The organism is Pseudomonas synxantha BG33R, assembly GCF_000263715.2.
Taxonomy (GTDB): domain Bacteria; phylum Pseudomonadota; class Gammaproteobacteria; order Pseudomonadales; family Pseudomonadaceae; genus Aquipseudomonas; species Aquipseudomonas synxantha_A.
Genome location: NZ_CM001514.1, coordinates 3,687,812 through 3,712,348, shown reverse-complemented (window position 1 = coordinate 3,712,348; position 24,537 = coordinate 3,687,812). Strand labels below are relative to the sequence as shown.

The window sequence follows — 24,537 nt, the reverse complement described above, 5'->3', positions numbered from 1 at the left end:
GTGCTTTAGCGCATCCGGCCATCAAGTGCCGGGTCAGATCAGCGCCTGTAGTCCTATGCTTATCTGACCCGCACCGCTGCACTTTTTTCCATTTTGCTGATCTACCCCTGTCCCGGCCACTCGACTCCCGCACGTGGCCCACAGAATCAGACCCGGTGCCGATGGATCGAACGTCAACTGTTTTTACCTCTCTATGGCCGCTGTTGCTGGCTGCGCTGCTCGCGCTCTGCGCAGTGGGTTGTAGTCAGCAGCAGGGCCGCGATATCGCCAGGCAATTCAGCGATGGCAAGCCCGATGAGTTCTTCCAGACCAGTGTCGATCGCATGGCCACCCTGGGGATGCGCGACAACCTGCAAAGCCTCTACCTGTTGATGAGCAAGCTTTACCTGCGCAACCCCAGCCAGTGGCGTCAGTCGGGCTATCCGGATGCGGTGAGCGCCGCTCGGGTCATTCGCCAGGCCATCGAAAACCGTCAACCCTTGCCCGCACTGGGAGACCGGCGTGATCTGGCCGCCCTGAGCTACTCCCTGAGCCCCGACTTTCGCGGCGACCGCGTCGGCGCGTTCATCTATGCGATTGGCAGCATGCTCGTGACCGCCCACGGCGGGCGTACGCAGTTTTATGTGACCGACTCGATTAACCCCCAGTTTGTCAGCAATGCGGCGCGCAATATCGAAAAGGCCACCTGGCTTCTCAGCCAGCGCCAGGATGCCAACGGTGTATTGCTGTTGTTCTCCAATGAAATATCGGAGGAGGGCAGTAACCTCAGTTTTGCCGTTGAGTTTGGCAAGATCGTTGCGCGCCTGGACTTGCTTACCCAAATCCTTGATGAGCGTTACCGACGCATTGGCCTCAATTACGCGCAAAGTTTATTGCTGATGAACTTCCTGCCGGTGCAGTGAGACGCATCCATCGAACAATCAGTGGGGTGTTTCCCTTTCTGCTGTAGGAAGGTGCCTATCTTGCCTCTCGCTGCTTGAAACCCTTGCCTGCGAGCAATAGCCTCGGATTTTTCTTAAACACGAGGCCCTCCCTTGGGTAAACGAAAAACGGTTTGGCCCACGGATCGCGAAATACGTTTGCGGTTTATCCTGTTCGCGGTGATCGACGCCGCGACTGCTCAAGGCGTCTCTGCCGAGTTGCTGTTGCCGGCGCACACGCTGCTGCGCAACTCACCCTCGCAAGCCCAGTTACTGGATGCCCTGGGCGAGATTCTGGCTACCGATGAAATGTACGGTTTCCGCTTTGCGCCGGGTTCCGATGCGGATGATCTGATGCGGGAATTGGCGGAGCCGGACGGCTGAAACCTGCCCGGTACTGTTTTGCCGGTGCCATGGTTCGTCAATAAGGCGTGACCTGACGGGCGTGCCTGCCTTCCCATCACTGTTCGCGTGGTGGGCCTGGCCTGCCACGTTCCGTAATTCCAAGGACCCGCCCCAATGCTGCTGCGCCACCCGCCCTTTCTTTTTGCCGCCCTGACTCTCAGCTCGCTGGTACAGGCCGAAGGCCTGCAACTGGCGCCAGTCGAAGTCACCACCACTGAAGCCAGTGCCGGCGAAATCGCCCAGGCACAGCTACAACGCGTGCCCGGCGGCAGCAATTACATCGATATGAGCAGCGTGCAACAGGGGCGGGTGAGCAGTAACGAAGATGTGTTCAAGTACCAGGCCGGGGTGTACGCCAAGGCGGCGAATAACGAAGGCGTGAAGCTGTCCATTCGCGGTTCTGGCCTGAATCGCAGCCCGGGTGCCCACGCGTCCGGCCTGTATGAAATGTTCGACGGTCTGCCGCTCACGGGCCCGGGCGGTACACCTTATGAGCTCAAGGACCCGTTGTGGCAAAGCCGCGTGGAAGTGCTGCGGGGCGCCAATGGCTTCGATCAGGGCGCGTTGGCCCTGGGTGGTTCGGTCAATTACGTGACCCACACCGGCTACGACGCGCCCAAGCTGCAAGTGCGCTATGAGGTCGGTAGCCGCGGCTATGCTCAGCGTGAGATCAGTTCCGGCCAGGTGCTGGGGGATGCCGATTACTACATCAGCCTCACCGATTCCGAGTCCGACGGCTACCAGCACCAGAGCGCCGGAACCGGCAAGGGCATCGCCGCCAACTTTGGCTACCGCTTCAACCCGGATCTGGAAACGCGCTTCTACCTGCGCTACCGCGAAACCACCAACGATTCCCCCGGCAAGCTCACGCGCTACCAGATCAGCCATGACCCGCGTGCCGCCAACAGCCTCAACGCCGCCCGCGATTCAAAACGCCTGCAACCGGGCTCTACCTGGATCGCCAACAAGACCACCTTGCAACTGGACGACAACGCCCGAGTGGAAGTCGGGCTGGCCTATCACGACTACCCGATGGATCTGCGCGAGGGCACCAACCGCCTCAAGGTCGCCTACACCGATATCAGCGGCACCCTGAACTACATCCGTCAGGACAGCCTGTTCGGCCATGCCAGCAAAACCACCGTCGGCCTGCGTACCACCCAGGCGATGCCCAATAATGGCGCGTCGGAATATGTACGCATCCCCGCAGGCAACACCGCAATCTACGCGCCCGGGACCAAAACCCGCGACTACAGCTACCTGGGCTCCGACACCGTGCTGCATGTAGGCAATGAGCTGGAACTGCTGGAGGATCTGTGGCTCACCACCGGCCTTGCCGCGATCTACACCCGCCGCGAAACCCAGGTGACTTACCCCGATGGCCAGGCGCCGCTCAGTCAACATGACTGGGACTACGCACCGCGCATCGGCCTGCGTTACGACTTCACCCCGCAATTGCAGGTATACGCCAACCTGAGCCGCTCGGTAGAGCCGCCGCACGCCTGGTCGATGATCTGGGGTTCCAACAAATACTTCGGTCCGGGCAACGGCGCGGCCACGGGGCTACAGCGCGAAGGTGTGAAGTTACGCAATCAGACCGCCACCACCCTGGAAATCGGCGGGCGCGGCGAAGCGTGGCTCGGCCAGTGGGACCTGGCCCTCTACCGCTCTGAAGTACGCCACGAACTGCTTTCCGTGGAAACCCAGGCCCAGACTGCCAACAGCAGCGCGATCATCGCCGAATCCAACGCCAGCCCCACCGTGCACCAGGGCGTGGAACTGAGCCTGCTCAGCCCGCTATGGGACGGCGGCCGCAACGGCAAGCTCGACCTGCGCCAGGCCTATATCTTCAGCGATTTCCACTACCGTGACGATGACCGTTTCGGCGACAACACTTTGCCCGGCATCCCCAAGCATTACTATCAGGCGCAGGTGCGCTACAGCCACCCGACGGGTTTCTACACCAGCCTCAACACCGAACATGCCTCGCGGGTAGCGGTGGACTACGCCAATTCCTACTACGCCGCGGCCTACACCACCCTCGGCGCCACGTTCGGCTATGACGCGCCCAAGCAAGACTGGCAAGCCTGGGTCGATCTGCGCAACCTGACCAACCGTCGCTATGCCAATACCGTTACGCCGGGGTACGACGACAAAGGCGTGGACGCAGCACGTTCTACCCCTGCCGATGGGCGTGGTATCTACACCGGCGTGTCGTGGAGCTGGCGTTAAATCAACCTTCGTGTTGGCGCAGGCGCTTGTACAGGGTGTTGCGGCTCACTCCCAACTCCCGCGCAAGGTGGGAAATATTGCCGCCCACGGCTTGCAGGCGTTGGTTGAGGTCAAGGTTTTCATCCAGGCGCTCGCAGGTGGGCAGCGGCGCCGTTTGCTTCAAATCGGTAAAAAAATCATCGGGCAGATGTTCTGCGCGGATCGGCTGCTCCTCGGCCATCGCCAGCGCCACCTGCAACACGCTGCTCACCTGACGCAAGTTGCCCGGCCACGGATGTTGCTCGAATAACCCCAGCACCTCGGCACTCAGCCCGGCCCACTGGTTCGGCTCGCGATGTTGCTGCCACAGTTGCTGGAACAACGCTTGCTTGTCGGTGCGCTCGCGCAATGGCGGCAACTCCAGCGTCAGGCCGCCGATGCGGTAGTACAAATCCTCGCGAAAGCGCCCGGCCTGCACCAACTCGCGCAGTGCGCGGTTGGTCGCCGAGATGATGCGCAAATCCACCGGGAACACCTCACTGCTGCCCACCGGTTGCACACAGCGCTCCTGCAACACCCGCAACAGGCGGGCCTGGGTCGGCAACGGCATATCACCGATCTCGTCGAGAAACAGCGTGCCCTTGTCCGCCTTGCGAATCAGGCCAATGCTGCCTTTCTGATTGGCGCCGGTGAAGGCGCCTTTTTCGTAGCCGAACAGTTCCGATTCCACCAGCTCAGCCGGAATCGCCGCACAGTTCACAGCGATCAATGCCTGTCGGCTGCGCGAGCTGGCCTGATGCAGGGCTTTGACGAACACCTCTTTGCCCACCCCGGTCTCGCCGTGAATCAGCAATGGAATGTCCTTTTCCAGCAGACGTTCGGCCTGGCGCACCGCTTTCTCCATGCGCACATCGCCAAAATGCAGGGTCTTGAGGTTGATCGAGGTCGGCGCTGGCGGCGGTTGGCTGAACACCCGGGCCTGCACCGGCATTTGCCTGGGGCGCTTCAACAGGCACTGGAAGCGGTTGCGCCCAGCCGCCTGCAACGCAAAGGGCAACCCTTCGGGCTGGTTGAGCAACTCCAGTAAAGACACCTTGAACAGACTGTCGATCATCACCCGCGACAGGCTGATGCCCAGCAGGTTATCCGCACGCCGATTGGCTGATAGTACCTGGCCGCTTTCATCAAAGATCAGCAGGCCGGCCCACTGGCTGTCGAGGTTGCTCAAGCCGGTGTTGAAGGTCAGTTGGAAATGTTCGCCACGGAACAGGTTGAGGATCAGCCGGTTTTCCACGGTCTGACTCATCATTTTGACCATGCCCAGGGTATGGGAGGGCGGCAGGTAGCTGTCGCTGGATACATCCAGCACCGCGATGATTTCGCGCTGGGCGTCGAAGATAGGCGCCGCCGAACCGGTCATGAAACGGTTGGCCTTGAGGAAGTGCTCATCGTGCTCGATATGCACGGCCTGGGCGCAGGCCAGCGCGGTGCCGATGGCATTGGTGCCGCTGGCACGTTCCATCCAGCTGGCGCCGGGGCTGAAGCCACGGGCCAGCTTGGGTTCGATAAACCGCTGGGTGCCCCACGACGTCAGCACCTGGCCCTGATTGTCAGCCAGCATGATCAGGCAGTTGGAGTTGCTGAGGATGTTTTCATAGTAGGGCAGTACTTCCTGGTGCGTGGTCTGCACCAGTGAATGCTGGCTTTCCAGGAGTTGACTGATGCCTTCGGCGGGCAGTTGGTCAAAGCTTGGCGTGCTCTGGTGGTCCAGGCCGAAGGCGCGGCAACGTCGCCAGGATTCCTGGATAAGGGTGTCGTGTGCCAGTGGTTCGGCCATGGTGCGACCTTCATTTTTATTGTTATTGGATGTGCACATTCAACCATTGAAATGGGTTCAAGTGTGGGAGGGGCGGTGCGACGATTCGACTTGCTCCCGATAGCGGTATATCAGTGACAGAAATGCTGGCTGACACTTCGCCATCGGGGGCAAGCCCCCTCCCACATTTGTCCTATGTGAGGCTTGAACCGGGTTCGAACAGTGTTGTTCAGAACTATTCATTGTCAACCCCGAAAGTGTTCAGTTGTTCAGCCACTTTGTTCACTCCTGAACATCCCGATTAACCCATTTCCTTATGCATCAAGCGCTTGCAGTTTTGGCACGAAACTCGCTCTGACACCTGGCCAGATTCATTCCAATAATAAAAAGGTCGTGTCATGTCATTGACCCTGGAACATGTCTCCCGCGTTGTCGACGGCCAAACCTGGATCGACGACGCCAACCTGCGTTTTGAAGCCGGCTCTTTCAACGTCTTGCTCGGTCGCACCCTGTCCGGCAAAACCAGTCTGATGCGCCTGATGGCCGGTCTGGACAAGCCCGGCAGCGGGCGCATCCTGATGAACGGCGTAGACGTTACGCAAAAGCCGGTACGCCTGCGCAATGTGTCGATGGTCTACCAGCAGTTCATCAACTATCCCACCATGACCGTATTCGAGAACATCGCCTCGCCGTTGCGCCAGGCCGGTGTGTCCAACGAGCTGATCCAGAGCAAGGTGCTGGAAACCGCCAGGATGCTGCGCATCGAGAAGTTCCTGCAACGCCACCCGCTGGAACTGTCCGGTGGCCAGCAGCAGCGCACCGCCATGGCCCGCGCCCTGGTCAAAGACGCCGAACTGATTCTGTTCGATGAGCCCCTGGTCAACCTGGACTACAAACTGCGCGAAGAGCTGCGTCAGGAAATGCGCGAACTGTTCAAGGCGCGCCACACCATCGCCATTTACGCCACCACCGAACCCAACGAGGCCCTGGCCCTGGGTGGCACCACCACCATTCTTCACGAAGGCCGGGTGATCCAGAGCGGCAAGGCCGCCGAGGTCTATCACCAGCCGCAAACCGTGCTGGCCGCCGAGCTGTTCTCCGAACCGCCGATCAACCTGATGCCAGGGCGCATCAGCGGCAACGAAGTGAGCTTCGCCAATTTCGTGCATTTCCCGCTCAACGTCGACCTGCGCCCCATCGGCGAGGGCGAGTTCCGTTTCGGCGTGCGTCCCAGCCATATCAGCCTGGTACCGAGCAATGACGATGACCTGGAGCTGGCGGTGACCGTGGAAGTCGCCGAGATCAGCGGCTCGGAAACCTTCCTGCATGTGCGCAGCGAGCACTTCCTGCTGGTGCTGCACCTGCCGGGGGTGCATGAGTACGATGTGGACGCGCCGATCCGCGTGTATATCCCCACCCATAAACTGTTTGTGTTCGATGGCCAGGGCCGTTTGGTCCAGGCCCCCGGGCGCCGTGTCGCGAGGGTTGCCTGATGGCCGAGATCCATTTGCGTAACCTTGCCCATAGCTATAGCCCCACGCCAAAAGGGCCTGAGGACTACGCCATTCGGGAAATGAACCATGTGTGGGAGCAGGGCGGTGCGTACGCGTTGCTCGGGCCGTCGGGCTGCGGCAAATCCACGCTGCTCAATATCATCTCCGGCCTGCTCAGCCCCTCTGAGGGCCAGGTGCTGTTCGATACCCAGGTGGTCAACGACCTCACGCCGGAGAAACGCAACATTGCCCAGGTGTTCCAATTCCCGGTGGTGTACGACACCATGACAGTGTTCGATAACCTGGCCTTCCCGCTGCGAAACCAGGGCATGGCCGAGGCGAAAATTCACAGCAAGGTGCAGGAAATTGCCGAAGTGCTGGACCTGCAAACCCTGCTGAGCAAAAAGGCCCGCAACCTCACCGCCGACGAAAAACAGAAAGTCTCCATGGGCCGTGGTCTGGTGCGTGATGACGTGTCGGCGATCCTGTTCGACGAGCCGCTGACGGTGATCGACCCGCATCTGAAATGGAAACTGCGGCGCAAGCTCAAGCAGATCCATGAGCAGTTCAATATCACCATGGTCTACGTCACCCATGACCAACTGGAAGCCTCCACTTTCGCCGACAAGATCGCGGTGATGCACGGCGGGCAGATTGTGCAGTTCGGCACCCCGCGTGAATTGTTCGAGCGGCCGAGTCATACCTTTGTCGGCTATTTCATCGGCAGCCCAGGGATGAATCTGATCGAGGTGCAGGCCAGGGCGGGTGGTGTGGGGTTTGCCAATACCTTTCTGCCGCTGTCGCAGGCGTTGCAGCAACGCATCAATGCTACCGACTACAAAAAGCTCCAGGTCGGCATCCGCCCGGAATTTATCCATGTATGGGACGACCACAACCCTGACGCCCTGCAAGCCGACGTCACGCATGTGGAGGACTTGGGCACCTACAAGATCATGACCCTCAACCTCGACGGCGCCACGCTCAAAGTGCGCCTGGCCGAAGACAAACCGGTGCCGGAGGGCAGGGCGTCCATCAGCTTCCCCGCGCAATGGCTGATGCTTTACGCCGACGATTACCTGCTGGAGGTGGCGCCATGAACAAGGTGCAGAACAACAAGGCCTGGTGGCTGGTGTTGCCGGTGTTCCTGCTGGTGGCGTTCAGTGCGGTGATCCCGATGATGACCGTGGTCAATTACTCGGTGCAGGATATTTTCGACCAGTCCAGCCGCTACTTCGTCGGGGCCGACTGGTACAAGCAGGTGCTGCTCGATCCGCGCCTGCACGACTCGTTGCTGCGCCAGTTCATCTACTCGGCCTGTGTGCTGCTGATTGAAATCCCGCTGGGCATCGCCATCGCCTTGACCATGCCGACCAAAGGACGCTGGTCATCACTGGTGCTGATTATCCTCGCCATTCCGCTGCTGATTCCATGGAACGTGGTCGGCACCATCTGGCAGATCTTTGGCCGTGCCGACATCGGCCTGCTGGGTTCGACCCTCAACGCCATGGGCATCAGCTACAACTATGCGGCTAACACCATGGACGCCTGGGTCACCGTGCTGGTGATGGACGTATGGCACTGGACCTCATTGGTGGCGCTGCTGTGCTACTCCGGCTTGCGCGCAATTCCCGATGTGTACTACCAGGCCGCACGGATTGATCGGGCCTCGGCCTGGGCGGTGTTCCGGCATATTCAATTGCCGAAGATGAAAAGCGTGTTGCTGATCGCGGTGATGCTGCGGTTCATGGACAGTTTCATGATCTACACCGAGCCCTTCGTCCTCACTGGCGGCGGGCCGGGGAACGCCACCACCTTCTTGAGTCAGACGCTCACCCAGATGGCCGTAGGCCAATTCGACCTGGGCCCGGCGGCGGCGTTTTCCCTGGTGTACTTCCTGATCATCCTGTTGGTGTCCTGGCTGTTCTACACCGCCATGACCCATTCCGACGCCAACCGCTGAGGCCGCCAACATGAGCAAGCGCAAGCTTATTCCGTTACTGATTTATATCCTGTTCCTGCTGGTGCCGATCTACTGGCTGTTGAACATGTCGTTCAAGAGCAACACCGAAATCCTCGGCGGCCTGACCCTGTTTCCCCAGGAGTTCACCCTGGCCAACTACAAGGTGATCTTCACCGACCCAAGCTGGTACACCGGCTACCTCAACTCGCTGTACTACGTGAGCCTGAACACGGTGATCTCTCTGAGCGTGGCGCTGCCGGCAGCCTATGCGTTCTCGCGCTACCGCTTCCTGGGTGACAAGCACCTGTTCTTCTGGCTGCTGACCAACCGCATGGCGCCGCCGGCGGTGTTTCTGCTGCCGTTTTTCCAGCTGTATTCCTCCATCGGCCTGTTCGATACGCACATCGCCGTGGCCCTGGCTCACTGCCTGTTCAACGTGCCGTTGGCGGTGTGGATCCTTGAAGGCTTCATGTCCGGCGTACCCAAGGAAATCGACGAAACCGCCTACATCGATGGCTATAGTTTTCCCAAGTTCTTTGTGAAGATTTTTATCCCGCTGATTGGCTCCGGCATCGGCGTCACGGCGTTTTTCTGCTTTATGTTTTCCTGGGTCGAGCTGCTGTTGGCGCGCACCTTGACCTCAGTCAACGCCAAGCCCATCGCGGCGGTGATGACCCGTACGGTCTCGGCCTCGGGCATTGACTGGGGCGTGCTGGCAGCGGCGGGGGTGTTGACGATCCTGCCGGGCATGCTGGTGATCTGGTTTGTTCGCAACCACGTGGCCAAGGGCTTCGCCCTGGGCCGGGTCTAGAGGAATCGATGATGGAATGGATGGCCTGGACCACCCCCACTGCGCTGTTCTTTGGCGGCATCGCGCTGATCCTGGCGGGCATGACCACCTGGGAACTGCGCTCGCCGAGCATCGCCCGGCGCGGTTTTCTACCGATCAGTACCACTCGTGGTGATCGCTTGTTTATCGGACTTCTCGGCAGCGCCTACCTGCATTTGCTGGTGATCGGCGTTACCGACTGGAGCATCTGGGTGGCGTCCGCGCTCTCCCTGGTATGGCTGTTGAGTGTGATGCGTTGGGGCTAGTGCCCTTATGAATAAACAACCAGGAGGTCTCTATGTTGAATAAAAACAATAAGCTGCGACATAGCATTTCATTGGCCGCCGTACTGGCCCTCAGCGGTTTGAGCGCTTCGGCCTGGGCCGATGCGTATGAAGATGCCGCGAAAAAATGGATCGGCAGCGAGTTCAAACCCTCGACCCTCACCGAAGCCCAACAGCTTGAGGAGTTGAAGTGGTTTATCAAGGCGTCGGAGCCCTTCCGTGGGATGAAGATCAACGTGGTGTCGGAAACCCTCACCACCCACGAGTACGAATCCAAGGTACTGGCCAAGGCGTTCAGTGAAATCACCGGCATCAAGCTGACCCACGACCTGCTGCAGGAAGGCGACGTGGTGGAGAAGCTGCAAACCCAGATGCAGTCCGACAAGAATATCTATGATGGCTGGGTCAACGATTCCGACTTGATCGGTACGCACTTTCGCTATGGCAAGACTGAATCCATCACCGACCTGATGGCCAACGAAGGCAAGGACTTCACCTCGCCAACCCTGGACCTCAAGGACTTTATCGGCCTGTCCTTCACCACCGCACCGGACGGCAAGATCTACCAATTGCCCGACCAGCAGTTCGCCAACCTCTACTGGTTCCGCGCCGACTGGTTCGAACGCCCGGAGCTGAAAGCCAAGTTCAAGGAAAAATACGGCTACGACCTCGGCGTACCGGTGAACTGGTCGGCCTATGAAGACATCGCCAAATTCTTCAGCGAAGACGTCAAGGAAATCGACGGCAAGCGCATCTACGGGCACATGGACTACGGCAAGAAAGACCCGTCCCTGGGCTGGCGCTTTACCGATGCGTGGTTCTCCATGGCCGGCGGCGGTGACAAGGGCTTGCCCAACGGCTTGCCGGTGGACGAGTGGGGCATTCGTGTGGAGGACTGCCACCCGGTGGGTTCCAGCGTGACCCGCGGCGGCGACACCAACGGCCCGGCGGCGGTGTTCGCCACACAAAAATATGTGGATTGGATGAAAGCCTACGCGCCGCCGGAAGCGGCGGGCATGACCTTCTCCGAATCCGGCCCGGTGCCGTCCCAGGGCAACATTGCCCAGCAGATCTTCTGGTACACCGCGTTTACCGCCGACATGGTCAAGCCGGGCTTGCCGGTGGTGAATGCCGACGGTACGCCGAAATGGCGCATGGCGCCGTCGCCGGTCGGGCCGTACTGGGAAAAAGGCATGAAGAAGGGCTATCAGGACGTAGGCTCCTGGACCTTCCTCAAGTCCACGCCTGAGAAGCAGAAACTCGCGGCCTGGCTGTACGCGCAGTTCGTGACCTCGAAAACCGTGTCGCTGAAGAAAACCATCGTCGGTCTGACGCCGATTCGTGAGTCGGATATCAACTCCCAGGCCATGACCGACATGGCGCCCAAACTCGGCGGCCTGGTGGAGTTCTACCGCAGCCCGGCGCGCACCGAGTGGTCGCCAACCGGCACCAACGTGCCGGACTACCCACGCCTGGCGCAATTGTGGTGGAGCAACATCGCCGCCGCCGCCAGCGGCGAGAAAACCCCGCAACAGGCGCTGGACAATCTGGCCAAGGAGCAGGACGCGATCATGACGCGCCTGGAACGCTCCAAGGTGCAACCGGTGTGCGGCCCGAAAATGAACCCCGAGCGTGACGCGCAATACTGGTTCGACCAGCCGGGCGCGCCGAAGCCGAAACTGGCAAACGAGAAGCCCAAGGGCGAAACCGTGAACTACAACGATCTGCTCAAGCAGTGGGAGGCGGCGCGCAAGTAACAGCGCTGAGTGAGTACGACGCAACGGCACGTTTACGTGCCGTTTTGTTTGAAGCTTGAAGTGCGACGCCCTGCATTTCATCCGGTGGTTCGAGACAGCCCGCCAGGTTGCGACTAAACTGCTGAACATTCATACAGGAGGTTATCTGATGGATGTTCAACTTTCCCCAATTGTTTCCGAGTTTGAAACCGAAGAGCAGGCGAGTAGTCATGATCTCTGGTTTCGTAAAAAAGTCGAAAAAAGCTTGGCCAACCCCGGCCCCGGTGTACCTCATGACGAGGTCATGGCACGAGTTGAGGCGATTATTCTGCAAGCAGAGCTTGAGCAGCGGGCCAAGGCTTGATGTTGGCCGTTTGTTTGGCTTGACGAAGCCATCGGCGACCTGATTGATATCGTGACTTTTATCGCAGCAGAAAGCCCCGGCGCTGCACGACGCATCAAGACCCGCCTGGAAGGCGCGCCTCTACCACTGGCTGAGCACCCCTATCTGTATCCGTGCGGCCGGGTGCCAGGTACTCGTGAGGTGGTTGTACATCCCAATTATGTGCTGGTGTATAGAGTGACTGCCGAGCGGATCGAAATAGTCAACGTATTGCACGCCAGGCAAGAATATCCCTGAGCCTCCCGCCTTCGTATTTCATCAGCGAGCGCCTTTACTGCGACCGCTTATCCCCCCCTTCATAACCTCATTTGAATTTTCCGCACGCCCCGACGCTCTGCATTCTAGAAGCGCGTGAAGTTGAGCGCTCTTGCGGGGCCACCTTGTGGGAGGCCCGTTGTAACGGACTTTGCGGAAACTGCCATCATGACACTCCTTACAGCGCTGTCGGGCCAGCCGGCCTCTCTCACCGACTCGGTCCAGGGCCATCATCAACGGGTGTATCGACAGCTGTACGGCGAAACGCCAGACGCCGCCGAACTGGCGCATGACTACCTGCAAGATCAATTGGCCCAGGTAGAGGAAACCGACTGCGACTTGCCTGAGTCGCCCGAACACCTGACGGCCTGGGTCGAACAGCGCTGCGCCGTTGTGGCCCAGGCCTATGCCGACTACCTTGAGCAGCGCCAGCAAGGCCGGCCACGGCGCTATTTTCACAACAAAGCCCACGCGTTGTATGTCCTGCAGCGAGTGGCGCCGACCAAACAGGTGGATGGCGCCTGGCTCTATGGCCTGCTGCGCTATTGGCAAGACCAGCGCTTCGACGGCTTGCTCACTACCTATCTGGAAGAATTGGGCGACGGTGAAGCCGCGCAGAACCACGTGGTGATCTATCGCAAGTTGCTCAGCGACCACGATGCCGACAGCGACGCCGGCCTTGAGGATGAGCACTACCTGCAAGGTGCGCTGCAACTGGCCCTGGGCCTGTGCGCCGACCAATTCCTGCCGGAAGTCATCGGCTACAACCTGGGCTACGAACAGTTGCCGCTGCACCTGCTGATCACCGCTTACGAACTCAGCGAACTGGGCATCGACCCCTATTACTTCACCCTCCACGTGACCATCGATAACGCCAGCAGCGGCCACGCCAGCAAGGCCGCGCAATCGGTGTTGGGGTTGCTGCCGCTGGGCGAGGGCAGGGCAGCGTTCTACCGCCGCGTCGCCGCTGGGTATCGCCTCAACGATCTTGGCCCGGGTACCACGGCTGTCATCCAGCAGTTCAACCTGCACGACGAAGTGATTGCGATGCTTGAGCGCAAACGCACCTTCGGCCAGCACATGCACTCGGACTACTGCCGCTTCGAAGGCCAGACCGTCAACCAATGGCTGGCCAAGCCGGGGCAGATCGGCGATTTCCTCACCGCCTTGCAGGACAAGGGCTGGATCAAGCGCAACCAGGACCCCGCCGACAGCCGTTTCTGGCAGTTGATCGAGGGGGCCGGCGCGGCGATGTTCGGGGTATTCAGCGCGGCGGAAAAACAGCTGCTGCATGACTGGATCGCCGGTGACTGGGCCAGCGGCCAGCGCGTTCCGCCGGTTCGACCGGGGCGCGGCAGTCGACTTGCCCGCGAGCAGCAATGCCCGGCGGACCCTGACACCCAGGCCCTGGCCGATTCACTGTGGAATCTGCCCGACGAGCAACAGCTCAATGCGCTGATCCCATGGATGTCGGCGCGGCGCCACAGCAGCCCCGCAGGCTTGTACGCCACCCGCCGCTTTATCCAACTGCGTGCGCGTTTGCGCTAAGGAATGTGCCTATGTCTGCCCAACAACTCGCTGATCGCGCCTTGCTGAACCTGGGCCGGGGGTTGAAGGAAAGCGGTTACCGCTTCATTACGCCGACGCCCTTGACCCATGAGCGCGTCTACCGGCGTTTGGCGACGCCGCTGGCGATGACGCTGCGCGACGTATTCGGCTGGTCGATGCCGTTCGACCACGACCTGTTGCCCGAGGCGTTTCGCGAAGAGTTGCAGCAAGCCGATGTGATCGAAAAGCACGATGCCTTATGGCGCAGCACGGTGCGTTGGTCGAGCCTCGACGATCTGCTGTTCGCCCATTCGCCGTATCCCACGGTGCAAGCGGACGCGGTGTTCTTCGGCCCCGACAGCTACCGTTTTGCCCAGGTCATCGAAGCCCATTTGCAGCAGCGTTTCGAACCGCTCAAGCGTGCGGTGGACATCGGCTGTGGCGCCGGTGTCGGTGCCTTGGTGGTTGCCCGGGCCTGGCATGACACCCAGGTGCTGGCGGTGGACATCAACCCGCGTGCCCTGCGCCTGACCGCCGTGAACGCCGAGCTGGCCGGGTTGAATAATGTCAGCGTGTACCACAGTGACGTGCTGGCCAGCGTCGAAGGGCAATTCGACCTGATCGTCGCCAACCCGCCGTACATGAACGATGACCGCCAGCGTGCCTATCGCCATGGTGGCGGGGCGTTGGGGGAGCAGTTGTCGGTGCGCATCGTCAGCGAGTCCCTCGCACGCCTGGCCCTGGGCGGCAGCCTGTTGCTGTATACCGGAGTGGCGATGGTGGCCGGTGGCGATCCTTTCCTTGACGCGGTCAAGCCGTTGCTGGGCAGTGATGTCTACGGCTGGACCTACCGCGAACTGGATCCTGATGTCTTCGGCGAGGAGCTGGAAAAACCTGGCTATGAACGTGTGGAGCGCATCGCGGTGGTTGCGCTCACCGTTACCCGACTGCGTTGACCCTCGATGCTCACTTTCGGCATCGAAGAGGAATACTTCATCACTGATCTGCACACCCGCCGGATGCTCGGCGAGCCTTCGGCGGCGGTGCTGGCGGCCTGTCGCGAGGCGATCGGCGCGGGCTTTGCGTATGAAATGTTCCAGGGCCAGATCGAGGTCGCGTCACCGGTATTCAGTGCCAGCGCTGAAGCCGCGGATTACCTGGCGACAGTGCGCCGCAATCTGGCGCAGCGCCTGGGTGAATTTGGCCTCGGCGTGGTGTGTGCGGGGAGCCATCCATTGGCCGACTGGCGCGAACAGCGACCTACTGACCAAGCCCATTTCCAGCAGTTGTTCGACGATATTCAGTATGTAGCACGGCGCAGCGTGTTGTGCGGGCTGCATGTGCACGTGCAGGTGCCGCACACCCATGACCGCATCGCCGTGATGAACCAGGTTTCACCGTGGCTGCCGCTGCTGTTGCTGCTCAGTTGCTCCTCGCCATTGTGGGATGGCGCGCCCAGCGGCTTTATGAGCTACCGCCAGGCCGCTTGTGATGAATGGCCGCGCATGGGCGTGCCGGAACATTTCGCCGATTGGAACGAATACCTGCGCTACCTCGCGTTGCTGAATCGCATGGGTGCAATCAAGGCCGATGGCAACGGCTGGTGGGGTATCCGCCCGGCGGCGCGTTACCCAACCCTCGAACTGCGCATGACCGACGCCTGCCCGCGGTTGGCGGATGCCCTGGCCCTTGCCACGCTGTTTCGCGTCATGGTCACCCATGCCTGCGGCCTGGAGCGACCCGGCGCCGGGTTCAATGCGCAAACGCGCTGGCTGCTCAAGGAAAATCGCTGGCAGGCCAAACGCTACGGCGCGGGCGGCCACTTTGCGTTGAACGACACCGGCGCCATGGGCAGCGCCGAACAATGGTTGCAATGCGCGCGCCAGACGTTCGGTGTCACCGCAGAGGCCATGGGCGAGCCGCGGCTGTTCGATACGCTGCAAGCGCTGCTGCGGCGCGGTAACAGTGCCACCGAACAGTTGCGTTGGTACGCCCAGGCCCGCGCCGACGGTGCCGATGAGGTGGGCAGCCTGGGCAGTGTGGTCGACCATCTGCTCGCTCAGAGTCGAGGCGACCATTGATGGGCTGCGCACAGGCGCATTTTGATATGTCAGGCCATGGCTTGCGGCTGAATACGCAACTCGCCGTCCACATCCTTGACCAAGCCACTGGCCATGAACAACGGCGCCAGGCGCTTGTGCAACTGCGGCTCGACAAACTCCTTGACCGTGTCCAGCACCAGCACGCCACTGAGCGCCAACTCGGCCTTGGTGTACGACAGCCATGCCTTTTTCAACGCCATCAACACATCGCTGCCCGCCGTCGAAGCGAAACGGCGATGCACTGGCTTGGCGTCGAAAGTGAAGGCGTGCTGGAACTCATAGCCGCTTTCGTCACAGCCACTGGCAGCGCAACGCACGCACGTGCAAGGGCCATCGCCGAAGGCGATGCGCAGGTAGGCGTTGAAGTCCACCACGGGCTTGAGTGACAGGCGCTTATCGACCTCGAACAGGTCCCCGGTCATTTTTTCGTCAGTGTTCAACGTCCATTTCCTCGCAGTCGGTTGCTGTGTTTCAAAGCGCGGCACAATACCAGCCGAGCGTGGGTTTGGGGATTATTTGCGTCGTGGGAGGGTTAGCGGAAGAACTCACCGGGGGTGGAATCGAACTGCTGACGAAATGCATTGATAAACGCTGAGGTCGATTCATAGCCACACCCCAATGCCACATCCGTCACCCGCTCGCCTTGTTCCAGGGCGGGCAGGGCGCTTAGCAGTCGCAGGCGCTGGCGCCATGCGCGAAACGTCAGCCCGGTGTCACTCAGGAACACCCGACTCAGGGTCTTTTCGCTGACCCCCAGTTTGCGGCTCCACTCGCCCAAGGTGGTCTGCTGCTCGGGGTGCAGGTTCAAGCTGCGGTAAATCTGCCGCAGCCGTGGGTCGTGAGGCAGCGGCAGCATCAAATCCACCTGGGGCGCGGCGGCGAGTTGGTCGAGCAGCACCTGGGCCAGGCGCCCATCCGGCCCATCTTCGGCATATTCCACCGGCACCTGGCTGAAATTACGGATCAACTCGCGCAACAAACTGCTCACCTCCAGCACCTGACACCGTTCGGCCGCCCAGGCAGTGACGCTGCAATCGAGGTACAAGCTGCGCATTTCGGTATGGGGCGAACTGAACACCCGATGGGGCATGCCTGCCGGAATCCAGACGGCGCGCTGCGGGGGCGCGACGAAACGGCCGACGCTGGTGTGGATCTCCAGCACCCCGGAAATCGCGTAGGACAACTGCACCCACGGGTGGCTGTGCCGTCTTGTCAGCGCCCGGTTGGGCAAGGACTCGGTACGCCCATAAACCGGCCGTGGCAGGCTGGAAAGCCCGGGCACACTGCGGCGCACGGTTTTTTCATGTCCTTTTGGCGGCATTTACTGGCTCATTGGCGTTAGTCGGTAAAGGATCGTTACGTTAGAGTCGCCGGGACGCTCTTGGCAACCCCTGGAAGATCTGCTTATGACCCGCCCGCGCTTTCTGCCCGACAACTTCACCCTGACCCTGATCGCCACGGTGATCCTTGCCTCCCTGCTACCGGCCAGCGGCCAGACCGCCGTGGCGTTCGGCTGGGTGACCAACCTGGCCATCGCGTTGCTGTTTTTCCTGCACGGCGCCAAGCTGTCGCGCCAGGCCATCGTTGCCGGTGCAGGTCACTGGCGCCTGCACCTGCTGGTGTTCAGCCTGACCTTTGTGCTGTTTCCGCTGCTGGGCCTGGCGCTCAAGCCGGTGCTGTCGCCGCTGATCGGCACCGAGCTGTACATGGGCATGCTCTATCTGTGCGCGTTGCCGGCCACTGTGCAATCGGCGATTGCCTTCACGTCCCTGGCCCGCGGCAATATCCCGGCGGCGATTTGCAGTGCGGCGGCTTCCAGCCTGTTCGGTATCTTCCTGACCCCGCTGCTGGTGGCGCTGCTGCTGAACGTACACGGCGATGGCGGCTCCACCGTCGACGCGATCCTGAAGATCAGCGTGCAGTTGCTGCTGCCATTCATTGCCGGGCAAATCGCCCGCCGCTGGATCGGCGACTGGGTCGGGCGCAACAAAGCCTGGCTGAAATTTGTCGACCAGGGCTCGATCCTGCTGGTGGTCTACGGCGCATTCAGCGAAGCGGTCAATGAGGGCATCTGGCATCAGATCCCGCTGTGGCAACTGGGCGGTCTGGTAGTTGCCTGCTGCGTATTGCTCGCGTTGGTGCTGGTAGCGTCCGCGTTGTTGGGTAAGGCATTCGGTTTCAGCCAGGAAGACCGCATCACCATCCTGTTCTGCGGCTCCAAGAAAAGCCTGGCGACCGGCGTGCCGATGGCGCAGGTGCTGTTCGCCGGGGCGAGCATGGGCGTGCTGATTTTACCGTTGATGCTGTTTCACCAGATCCAACTGATGGTGTGCGCGGCGCTGGCTCAGCGATATGCCCAGCGCCCGGAAAGCATCCCCGAGTTGATGGGGCAGGTGGATCCGTGATGCACCTCTCATTCCCAGACAAATAAGCTCAAGTTAACCGCTGCGCCGACGACTAACTTCTTACTAACCCAAGAAGGAGTCTCGGCATGAACGTTCGTCGATTTGCGGTAGTGACAGGCCTTCTTTGCCTGTGGGCAAGCACCTGCGGCGCGGCGCAGACAGTCGGGCAGGGCACCATCAGGTTCACTGGCGCCATCGTCGAGCCGGGGTGTGCGACAAATGCGCGCAGCGGGTCGGTGATGGAACTGCGCGGCTGTGCCAGAGTGAGTCGCGGCAGCCGCTTCGAGGTGCGCCATGTGGCGCCGGTGGCCAGCGTCAACGCGGCCCATGTGCAGCTGGTGGCAGACAGCGGCGAGGGGCGCTATTACGACCAGCGCTATCTGCTGGTAGACACCGCCGGCAAGCCCATTGAGTCCGGCAACTACATCATTACCATGACGTCGCCATAAGCCATCGGGCGACGATCCGCATCAACAGCCGCGCGAGAAACCTATAGAATGCTCGGCGGCGGCGCTTGTCCTGGGTGGCCGCTTGATCATCGCCAGAGTACCCCGCCCGTCAATGAGCCTTTCAGCCGCAACCCCCCAAGCCAATTGGCAACCGGTCATCGCCCTGGCGCTGGCCGCGTTTGTGTTCAATACCACCGAATTCGTCCCTGTGGGGCTGCTCAGCGCCATTGGCGCCAGCTTCGACATGCCCGTGGCCAGCGTCGGTCTGATGCTCACCATCTATGCGTGGATCGTGTCCCTGACCTCGCTGCCGGTGATGCTGCTGACCCGCAACGTCGAACGGCGCAAGCTGCTGATCGTACTGTTCGGCCTGTTTATCGCCAGCCATATTCTCTCTAGCGTCGCCACCAGCTTCGGCCTGCTGATGGTCAGTCGTGTCGGCATTGCCTTGGCCCACGCGCTGTTCTGGTCGATCACCGCCTCGCTGGCCGTAAGATTGGCGCCCGAAGGCAAGCAGGTGCAGGCCCTTGGCCTGTTGGCCACGGGCACGTCCCTGGCGATGGTGCTCGGCATTCCCTTGGGGCGCCTGCTCGGCGAGGCCATGGGCTGGCGCACTACCTTCCTGGTGATCGCCGCGTTCGCCGCGGCCCTGGTGTTCTGGCTGGCGCGCACCTTGCCGCTGTTGCCGAGCCAGAACTCCGGCTCCCTGCGTAGCCTGCCGCTGCTGTTCAAGCGCCCGGCACTGGTGGCGCTCTACGTGCTGACCGCGATGACCGTCACCGCGCAATTTACCGCCTACAGCTATATCGAGCCCTTCGTCGAAGGCGTCGCCGGGCTGGGGGGCAGTGCGGTGACGTTAATCCTCTTGGTGTTCGGGGGGGCCGGCATTATCGGCTCGTTGTTGTTCAGCCTGGTGCACCGCTTCAACCCGCACCTGTTCGTGATCGGCGCAGTGTTTATCCTCGCCGCGTGCCTGGCGCTGATGCTGCCGTTGAGCGGCGCTGAATCCTACCTGGTGGTGTTGAGCATTTTCTGGGGCATGGCGATCATGGGCTTTGGCCTGGCCATGCAGTCCAAAGTGCTGGTGCTTGCACCGGACGCCACCGACGTGGCCATGGCGATGTTCTCCGGTATCTACAACATCGGCATCGGCGGTGGCGCGTTGATGGGCAGTTGGGTCGGCAGCCACTTGGGCTTCGCCTGGATCGGCGCGGCGGGTGGGCTGCTGGCGGCATTGGCGTTGGTGGGGTATTGCCTGGCGATTCGGCGGTTTGGGACGGGTGTGCCGAGCTGATCGACCAGTATCCAGCGGGTAACCACAGACTAAATATGGGAGGGGGCTTGCTCCCGATGAGGGAGTGTCAGTCAACACATCAGTGACTGACTCACCGCCATCGGGAGCAAGCCCCCTCCCACACTTACGCCACCGGAATCAATGGATCCGCCGCCGCCAGCGCCACCGCTCGATCCGCCGCGGGTGGGTAGATCCACACGCTGTTGATCTGTTGCTTGAGCGCCTTGGCTTCCTGGCCCACCAGCTTAAGCTGGCGGTCCCAGCCTTCGGTGTACACCGCGCCCCAGGCGCCGAGATCGAGACAGGTCACGTATTTGGGTTGGCTGTAGGCCATTGGTGCCACACCGATCAAGTCGGCGGCGACGTTGTTACCGGCGTAGCGGCCCAGCGCGATGGCGTGCTGGCAGGACATGGCGGCGAAGTTGCCCTGGTCGTCGGTGGCGGCGTAGGCCACGTCCCCGGCGGCGTAGACGGCAGGCTGGCCCTTGACCCTGAGAGTGGCGTCCACGTGCAGGCGACCCTGAGGATCGCAGATGCCATCGATCTGCTCGGTCAACGGGTTGGCGCGAAAACCAATGGTCCAGATCACGGTGCTGGACGCAATCCGCTGCCCATCTGCCAGAATCACGCCGTCGGCGTCCACCGAGGCGACCGAGGTGTTCAGTACCCATTCAAGCCCAAGCGCCTGGCTGGCCTCGATGATCGCCGGGCGAATGCCATCCCCCATGGACGCCGCTATCTGCGGGCCCCGGTCCACCACCACCACGCGAATATCGGCAGCATCCCCCAGCGCCGTGCGCAGTCGAGCAGGCATTTCGGTGGCGGTCTCGATTCCGGTAAAACCACCGCCGGCGATGACCACGGTGTTGCGGGCCGGGCTGTCGGGCAGGTTTTTCAGGGCCTTGATATGCGCTTCAAGTCGCGTGGCGTCTTCGATCTGGTCCACGTCGAATACGTGCTGGATGCCGTCCATGCCCGGGCGATTCAAGCGGCTGCCGGCAGCAAGCACCAAGCGGTCGTAGCTGAGGGTGGCCGGGCTGCCCGCTGCGTTACGGTAAGTCACTTGCCTGGTGTTGGCGTCGATGCTGTCGGCAGCGCCTTGTACAAAGGTCACGCCCACTGCGCTCAACAGCGGGCCGAGCGGCGCCTGCATGGCGTGCACGTCGGGCTCATAAAAACGTGGGCGAATACGCAGTTGCGCCTGCGGGGCGAGCAAGCTGATGTGCACATCGTTGCGGTCGTGTTTGTCCAGCAGGCGGGCCGCGCTCAGGGCGCTCCACACGCCGCCGAAGCCGGCGCCAATGATGAGAATGTGTTGTTTCATGAGGTTGCTCCAGAGACCAGGTAAGCCGCAAGGCATTGCCGGATCACTGTAAAAGCCGTACTGCTTGTCAGAAAGGACAGATAACCCTGAATCACTGCCACTTTTAACCGGCCTAGCGAGAAAAGCGCTCGCGGTAGTCGCGAGGCGCGATAGCCAGATGCCGATGGAAGGTGCAGCGCATACGCTCTTCGTCGCCAAACCCGCACAGCCGGGCGATCTGGTCGATGCTGCGTTGGGAATCTTCGAGCATCCGCCGCGCCGCTTCGATGCGAAACAATTCAATGGCCTTGGCCGGGGTGCGACCGGTTTTCCGTTTATAGACCCGGGCAAAGTTACGCGGGCTCATATGGCTTTGCGCAGCCAGGCGTTCCACGCTGAGGTCGCTGTCGCGCAGGTTGTCGCTGATCCACACGTGCAGGGCATCGAAGCCGGCGCTGTCGGCGGTTTGCGCTTGCAGCACCTGGCTGAACTGCGCCTGGCCGCCGGGGCGCTTGAGGAACACCACCAATTCGCGCGCCACTTGCAGCGCTACCTCGCGCCCGCAATCGGCTTCCACCAGTGCAAGGGCCAGGTCGATCCCGGCACTCACACCGGCGGAGGTCCATACCGTGCCTTGCTGCACGAATATCGCATCCACATCCACTTCGATGCTCGGGAAGCGTTGTCTGAGCAGCTCGCACATGGCCCAATGCGTCGCCGCGCGGCGCCCCTCAAGCAAGCCGGCCTGGGCCAGCAAAAAGGTGCCGCTGCATACCGAGGCGGTACGCCGAGCCTGGCCGGAGGCATTGCGCAGCCAGTCCACCAGCGCAGTGTTATCCGCCATGGCTTGCTCAATGGCGGGCGCACCGGGCACCACCAGCGTATCGATTGCGCCAGGGGCCAGTTGTGCCAGCGCCACGGTGTCGACGCTCAAGCCTTCGGCGGTCGGCATCAGGCCACCGGTCAGGCTGGCGTTGTGTACCACGTAGCCGTGCAAACCGCGTTCGGCCATGGCCTTGGTCGCGGCCCAGAACACCGTTTGCGCGCCGGTCAGGTCGAGCAAGCCCATCTGTGGGTAAGCCAGGAACACCAGCGTGCGGGGTTGACCCAGCGGGTTGATAGTGGTCATGCGTCGGCCAGCAGCGTTTCCAGTTTTTCCTGAACCCGCGCAAACTGCAGACGGCTGATGGCTTCCAGGTCGCCGGTGTCGCAGACCACGGTGGTGAATTGCTTGAGTTGTTCGAGCTTGGACGTCATGGCCGCGGCCTCCAGGAAAGTGGCAAGGACTGCTTTTGTACCACTTCCGGCACGCCTTGTTTACCTAGGGTTGCCAGGTCTGCACCGCCCTGGCATCCACCGCCTTGGGCAGCAGGCCAGCCTTGAAGAACGCATCGGCAATTTGCTGCTGCTCACCCAACTGTTCCAGCGTCACCGGCTGCACCTGATAGCTGCGGTGCGCGTTAGCGGCTTCCACCGTCGCAGCGTCCAGGTTACCCCATAACGGCCCGAGCACTGTTGCCGCCTCCTGCGGATGCGCTTTCACCCATTGGCCGGTTTTTTCCAGCTCTGCAAACACCACCCTCAGCACTTCAGGATGGGCCTTGGCGTAAGGCGTGCCGGTCAGGTAATAACGCTTGTAGCTGGCAAGCCCGGCACCGTCCGCCAGGGTGCGGGTCGGCAGTTGCCGCTGCACGCTGGTGAGGAAGGGCTCCCAGGTGACCCAGGCATCCACCTTGTTGTTTTCGAAGGCGGCGCGACCGTCAGCTGGCGAGAGGTACGCCGGCTGGATATCGGTGAACGCCAGGCCGGCCTTGTTCAGCGCGGCGATGAGTAAATAGTGGGCGCCGGCGGCCTTGGTCACCGCGATTTTCTTGCCTTTGAGGTCCGCCAATTGCTGGATCGGCGAGTCCTTGCGCACCACGATGGCCTGGGCCGCAGGTGAGGGCGCTTCCTGGGCAAAGTAGGTGAGCTGGGCCTCGGCTGCCTGGGCGAAGATCGGCACCGTGTCGGCGACGTCGGCGCTGATATCCACGTTGCCAACGTTCAATGCTTCGAGCAATGGCAGGCCGCTGGGAAACTCATGCCAGCTGACGTCGATGTGGTTGGCGTTGAGGGCTTTTTCCAGGGTGCCCCGGGTTTTCAGCAGGGTGATCAGGGTTGAGGATTTCTGATAGCCGATACGCAGGGTCTCCTGGGCGTCGGCACTCACGGCGATGGAGAAAACCAGCAATCCTAATACAGCGGCAAGCGGGTGGCGGAGGGTCATGAGCGGCTCGATATTCAACGAAATGAGCCGAAGCATAAGGTTCTGAAAACCGCTTGATAAATACTCTTTCGATCTGAGCTTAAGGACACTTGAGGCAGTGTCCGTTGACTGAATGTGCATCTGCCAGATCGGGCCATGAGTAATCATTCGTTGAGGCGACACAGGCCAATGTGGGAGGGGGCAAGCCCCCTCCCACAAAAGTTATGGGGTGTTGGGGGGTGTGGGTTGCAGGCAATCCAGTGCGCGGTCGGCGAGAGTGCGGGCCATGTCGATCAAGTGGGCGGTGGAGCAGGCCATGTCGCGTTGGGTGCCTTTGAGGCCCTCGGCGGTTTCGGTTGCTGTGGTGGTGGCGCAGCGTAGCAGCGAGGAAATGCTGGCGATTGCGTCTTCGAAGCTCAGGTCTTCGTGGACGACAAAAACGGGGTAGGGTGGGTCGGGGACGATTTTGCTCATGGATATAGCTCCTACTCAGTTGGGGCGCCATCCGGTGCCGTTTCCACACGGCAGATTGGGTGGCAGCCATACGCGGGGTGGAAACCGGGGAGTAGGACCCAGTCAGACCGAAGTCTGCCCGCGCACAGCCGCCATTGAGCGTTTGCATACGATCATGACGCCTACTCATTCCCGGGTTTCCACACCCGATCGCTGATATGCAGCGACGAAGCGAAGGCTAGCCAGTGGATTGAGCAGGCGCAAGGCCGAAGGATTGTCTAGGAAACGTCCTGCAAATTAAAGGGATATGGATTGCTGGCCTTTAACAATGCATGTCGAACAGGCGACACAGGCCAAAATGTGGGAGGGAGCAAGCCCCCTCCCACAGATGTGACTTGGGCGATCATCACCGCAGTACTGGCAAAA

General features: G+C 61.2%; 23 protein-coding genes and 2 pseudogenes. 17 read left to right on the top strand and 8 right to left on the bottom strand.

Translation table 11 applies throughout. The features are described from left to right. Positions 1-161: 161 nt before the first annotated feature. The 3 genes from PSEBG33_RS11340 to PSEBG33_RS11350 all read left to right on the top strand — a co-directional run bounded on the left by PSEBG33_RS11340 (position 162) and on the right by PSEBG33_RS11350 (position 3,557). A complete protein-coding gene (locus PSEBG33_RS11340; protein WP_005789034.1) occupies positions 162-902 on the top strand; it encodes a hypothetical protein in 741 nt (246 codons plus the stop codon). Between the two features lie 132 nt (positions 903-1,034). Further along, positions 1,035-1,304 (top strand): hypothetical protein, encoded by a 270-nt coding sequence (locus PSEBG33_RS11345; RefSeq protein ID WP_050989042.1) that lies wholly within the window; start codon positions 1,035-1,037, stop codon positions 1,302-1,304. Between the two features lie 135 nt (positions 1,305-1,439). Beyond that, entirely contained in the window at positions 1,440-3,557 is a 2,118-nt protein-coding gene (locus tag PSEBG33_RS11350) for a TonB-dependent receptor family protein (RefSeq protein ID WP_005789031.1), read from the top strand. 1 nt (position 3,558) lies between these two features. Here the strand turns inward: PSEBG33_RS11350 and PSEBG33_RS11355 are convergent, their stop codons facing one another. Beyond that, the gene (locus tag PSEBG33_RS11355) at positions 3,559-5,373 is read right to left on the bottom strand and encodes a sigma-54-dependent Fis family transcriptional regulator (protein WP_005789029.1); all 1,815 of its coding nucleotides are present in this window, start codon (positions 5,371-5,373) and stop codon (positions 3,559-3,561) included. 377 nt (positions 5,374-5,750) lie between these two features. Between PSEBG33_RS11355 and PSEBG33_RS11360 the strand changes: the two genes are divergently transcribed. The 11 genes and pseudogenes from PSEBG33_RS11360 (at position 5,751) to PSEBG33_RS11405 (ending at position 15,941) form a co-directional block, all read left to right on the top strand. Next, the gene (locus tag PSEBG33_RS11360; RefSeq protein WP_005789027.1) at positions 5,751-6,845 is read left to right on the top strand and encodes an ABC transporter ATP-binding protein; all 1,095 of its coding nucleotides are present in this window, start codon (positions 5,751-5,753) and stop codon (positions 6,843-6,845) included. Beyond that, complete coding sequence (locus PSEBG33_RS11365; protein WP_005789026.1) at positions 6,845-7,942, top strand: ABC transporter ATP-binding protein; 1,098 nt, start codon at positions 6,845-6,847, stop codon at positions 7,940-7,942. Before PSEBG33_RS11360 ends, PSEBG33_RS11365 begins: the two co-directional genes overlap by 1 nt. Next, the gene (locus PSEBG33_RS11370) at positions 7,939-8,805 is read left to right on the top strand and encodes a carbohydrate ABC transporter permease (RefSeq protein WP_005789024.1); all 867 of its coding nucleotides are present in this window, start codon (positions 7,939-7,941) and stop codon (positions 8,803-8,805) included. Before PSEBG33_RS11365 ends, PSEBG33_RS11370 begins: the two co-directional genes overlap by 4 nt. A gap of 10 nt (positions 8,806-8,815) precedes the next feature. Next, positions 8,816-9,616 (top strand): carbohydrate ABC transporter permease, encoded by an 801-nt coding sequence (locus PSEBG33_RS11375; protein WP_005789022.1) that lies wholly within the window; start codon positions 8,816-8,818, stop codon positions 9,614-9,616. Between the two features lie 11 nt (positions 9,617-9,627). Then, the gene (locus PSEBG33_RS11380; protein WP_005789020.1) at positions 9,628-9,900 is read left to right on the top strand and encodes a DUF2160 domain-containing protein; all 273 of its coding nucleotides are present in this window, start codon (positions 9,628-9,630) and stop codon (positions 9,898-9,900) included. A 32-nt stretch (positions 9,901-9,932) separates the two neighbouring features. Next, a complete protein-coding gene (locus PSEBG33_RS11385) occupies positions 9,933-11,675 on the top strand; it encodes an ABC transporter substrate-binding protein (RefSeq protein ID WP_003192009.1) in 1,743 nt (580 codons plus the stop codon). Positions 11,676-11,823: 148 nt separating this feature from the next. Next, positions 11,824-12,018 carry a hypothetical protein gene (locus PSEBG33_RS11390; RefSeq protein WP_005789017.1) on the top strand — a complete coding sequence of 65 codons (195 nt, stop codon included), beginning with the start codon at positions 11,824-11,826 and terminating at the stop codon, positions 12,016-12,018. Positions 12,019-12,033: 15 nt separating this feature from the next. Then, a pseudogene (locus tag PSEBG33_RS28825) lies at positions 12,034-12,294 on the top strand (type II toxin-antitoxin system RelE/ParE family toxin); the annotation flags it as partial. Positions 12,295-12,480: 186 nt separating this feature from the next. Further along, positions 12,481-13,860, top strand: coding sequence for an iron-containing redox enzyme family protein (locus PSEBG33_RS11395; RefSeq protein WP_032803593.1), 1,380 nt, complete (start codon positions 12,481-12,483; stop codon positions 13,858-13,860). A gap of 11 nt (positions 13,861-13,871) precedes the next feature. Beyond that, positions 13,872-14,816 carry a methyltransferase gene (locus PSEBG33_RS11400; protein WP_005789011.1) on the top strand — a complete coding sequence of 315 codons (945 nt, stop codon included), beginning with the start codon at positions 13,872-13,874 and terminating at the stop codon, positions 14,814-14,816. Between the two features lie 6 nt (positions 14,817-14,822). Continuing rightward, positions 14,823-15,941 (top strand): carboxylate-amine ligase, encoded by a 1,119-nt coding sequence (locus tag PSEBG33_RS11405; protein WP_005789009.1) that lies wholly within the window; start codon positions 14,823-14,825, stop codon positions 15,939-15,941. Between the two features lie 29 nt (positions 15,942-15,970). Here the strand turns inward: PSEBG33_RS11405 and PSEBG33_RS11410 are convergent, their stop codons facing one another. Next, complete coding sequence (locus PSEBG33_RS11410; RefSeq protein WP_005789006.1) at positions 15,971-16,402, bottom strand: hypothetical protein; 432 nt, start codon at positions 16,400-16,402, stop codon at positions 15,971-15,973. 92 nt (positions 16,403-16,494) lie between these two features. Further along, entirely contained in the window at positions 16,495-17,283 is a 789-nt protein-coding gene (locus PSEBG33_RS11415; RefSeq protein ID WP_005789004.1) for an AraC family transcriptional regulator, read from the bottom strand. An 85-nt stretch (positions 17,284-17,368) separates the two neighbouring features. Between PSEBG33_RS11415 and PSEBG33_RS11420 the strand changes: the two genes are divergently transcribed. The 3 genes from PSEBG33_RS11420 (at position 17,369) to PSEBG33_RS11430 (ending at position 20,110) form a co-directional block, all read left to right on the top strand. Further along, on the top strand, positions 17,369-18,367 hold the full coding sequence (locus PSEBG33_RS11420; protein ID WP_005789002.1) for a bile acid:sodium symporter family protein: 999 nt from the start codon (positions 17,369-17,371) through the stop codon (positions 18,365-18,367). A gap of 86 nt (positions 18,368-18,453) precedes the next feature. Further along, a complete protein-coding gene (locus PSEBG33_RS11425) occupies positions 18,454-18,816 on the top strand; it encodes a type 1 fimbrial protein (RefSeq protein WP_005789000.1) in 363 nt (120 codons plus the stop codon). A 112-nt stretch (positions 18,817-18,928) separates the two neighbouring features. After that, positions 18,929-20,110, top strand: a complete 1,182-nt coding sequence (locus tag PSEBG33_RS11430) for a sugar transporter (RefSeq protein ID WP_005788998.1) — start codon at positions 18,929-18,931, stop codon at positions 20,108-20,110. A gap of 124 nt (positions 20,111-20,234) precedes the next feature. Here the strand turns inward: PSEBG33_RS11430 and PSEBG33_RS11435 are convergent, their stop codons facing one another. The 5 genes and pseudogenes from PSEBG33_RS11435 to PSEBG33_RS11450 form a co-directional block, all read right to left on the bottom strand. Next, on the bottom strand, positions 20,235-21,434 hold the full coding sequence (locus tag PSEBG33_RS11435) for an NAD(P)/FAD-dependent oxidoreductase (protein ID WP_005788997.1): 1,200 nt from the start codon (positions 21,432-21,434) through the stop codon (positions 20,235-20,237). Between the two features lie 112 nt (positions 21,435-21,546). Then, positions 21,547-22,542 (bottom strand): GlxA family transcriptional regulator, encoded by a 996-nt coding sequence (locus PSEBG33_RS11440; protein ID WP_005788995.1) that lies wholly within the window; start codon positions 22,540-22,542, stop codon positions 21,547-21,549. A 44-nt stretch (positions 22,543-22,586) separates the two neighbouring features. Continuing rightward, positions 22,587-22,670 (bottom strand): annotated as a pseudogene (locus PSEBG33_RS29750) (hypothetical protein); the annotation flags it as partial. A 64-nt stretch (positions 22,671-22,734) separates the two neighbouring features. Further along, positions 22,735-23,679: an aliphatic sulfonate ABC transporter substrate-binding protein gene (locus tag PSEBG33_RS11445; protein ID WP_005788994.1), complete on the bottom strand. Its 945-nt coding sequence runs from the start codon at positions 23,677-23,679 to the stop codon at positions 22,735-22,737. 201 nt (positions 23,680-23,880) lie between these two features. After that, entirely contained in the window at positions 23,881-24,132 is a 252-nt protein-coding gene (locus PSEBG33_RS11450) for a DUF6124 family protein (RefSeq protein WP_005788992.1), read from the bottom strand. Positions 24,133-24,537: the final 405 nt, after the last annotated feature.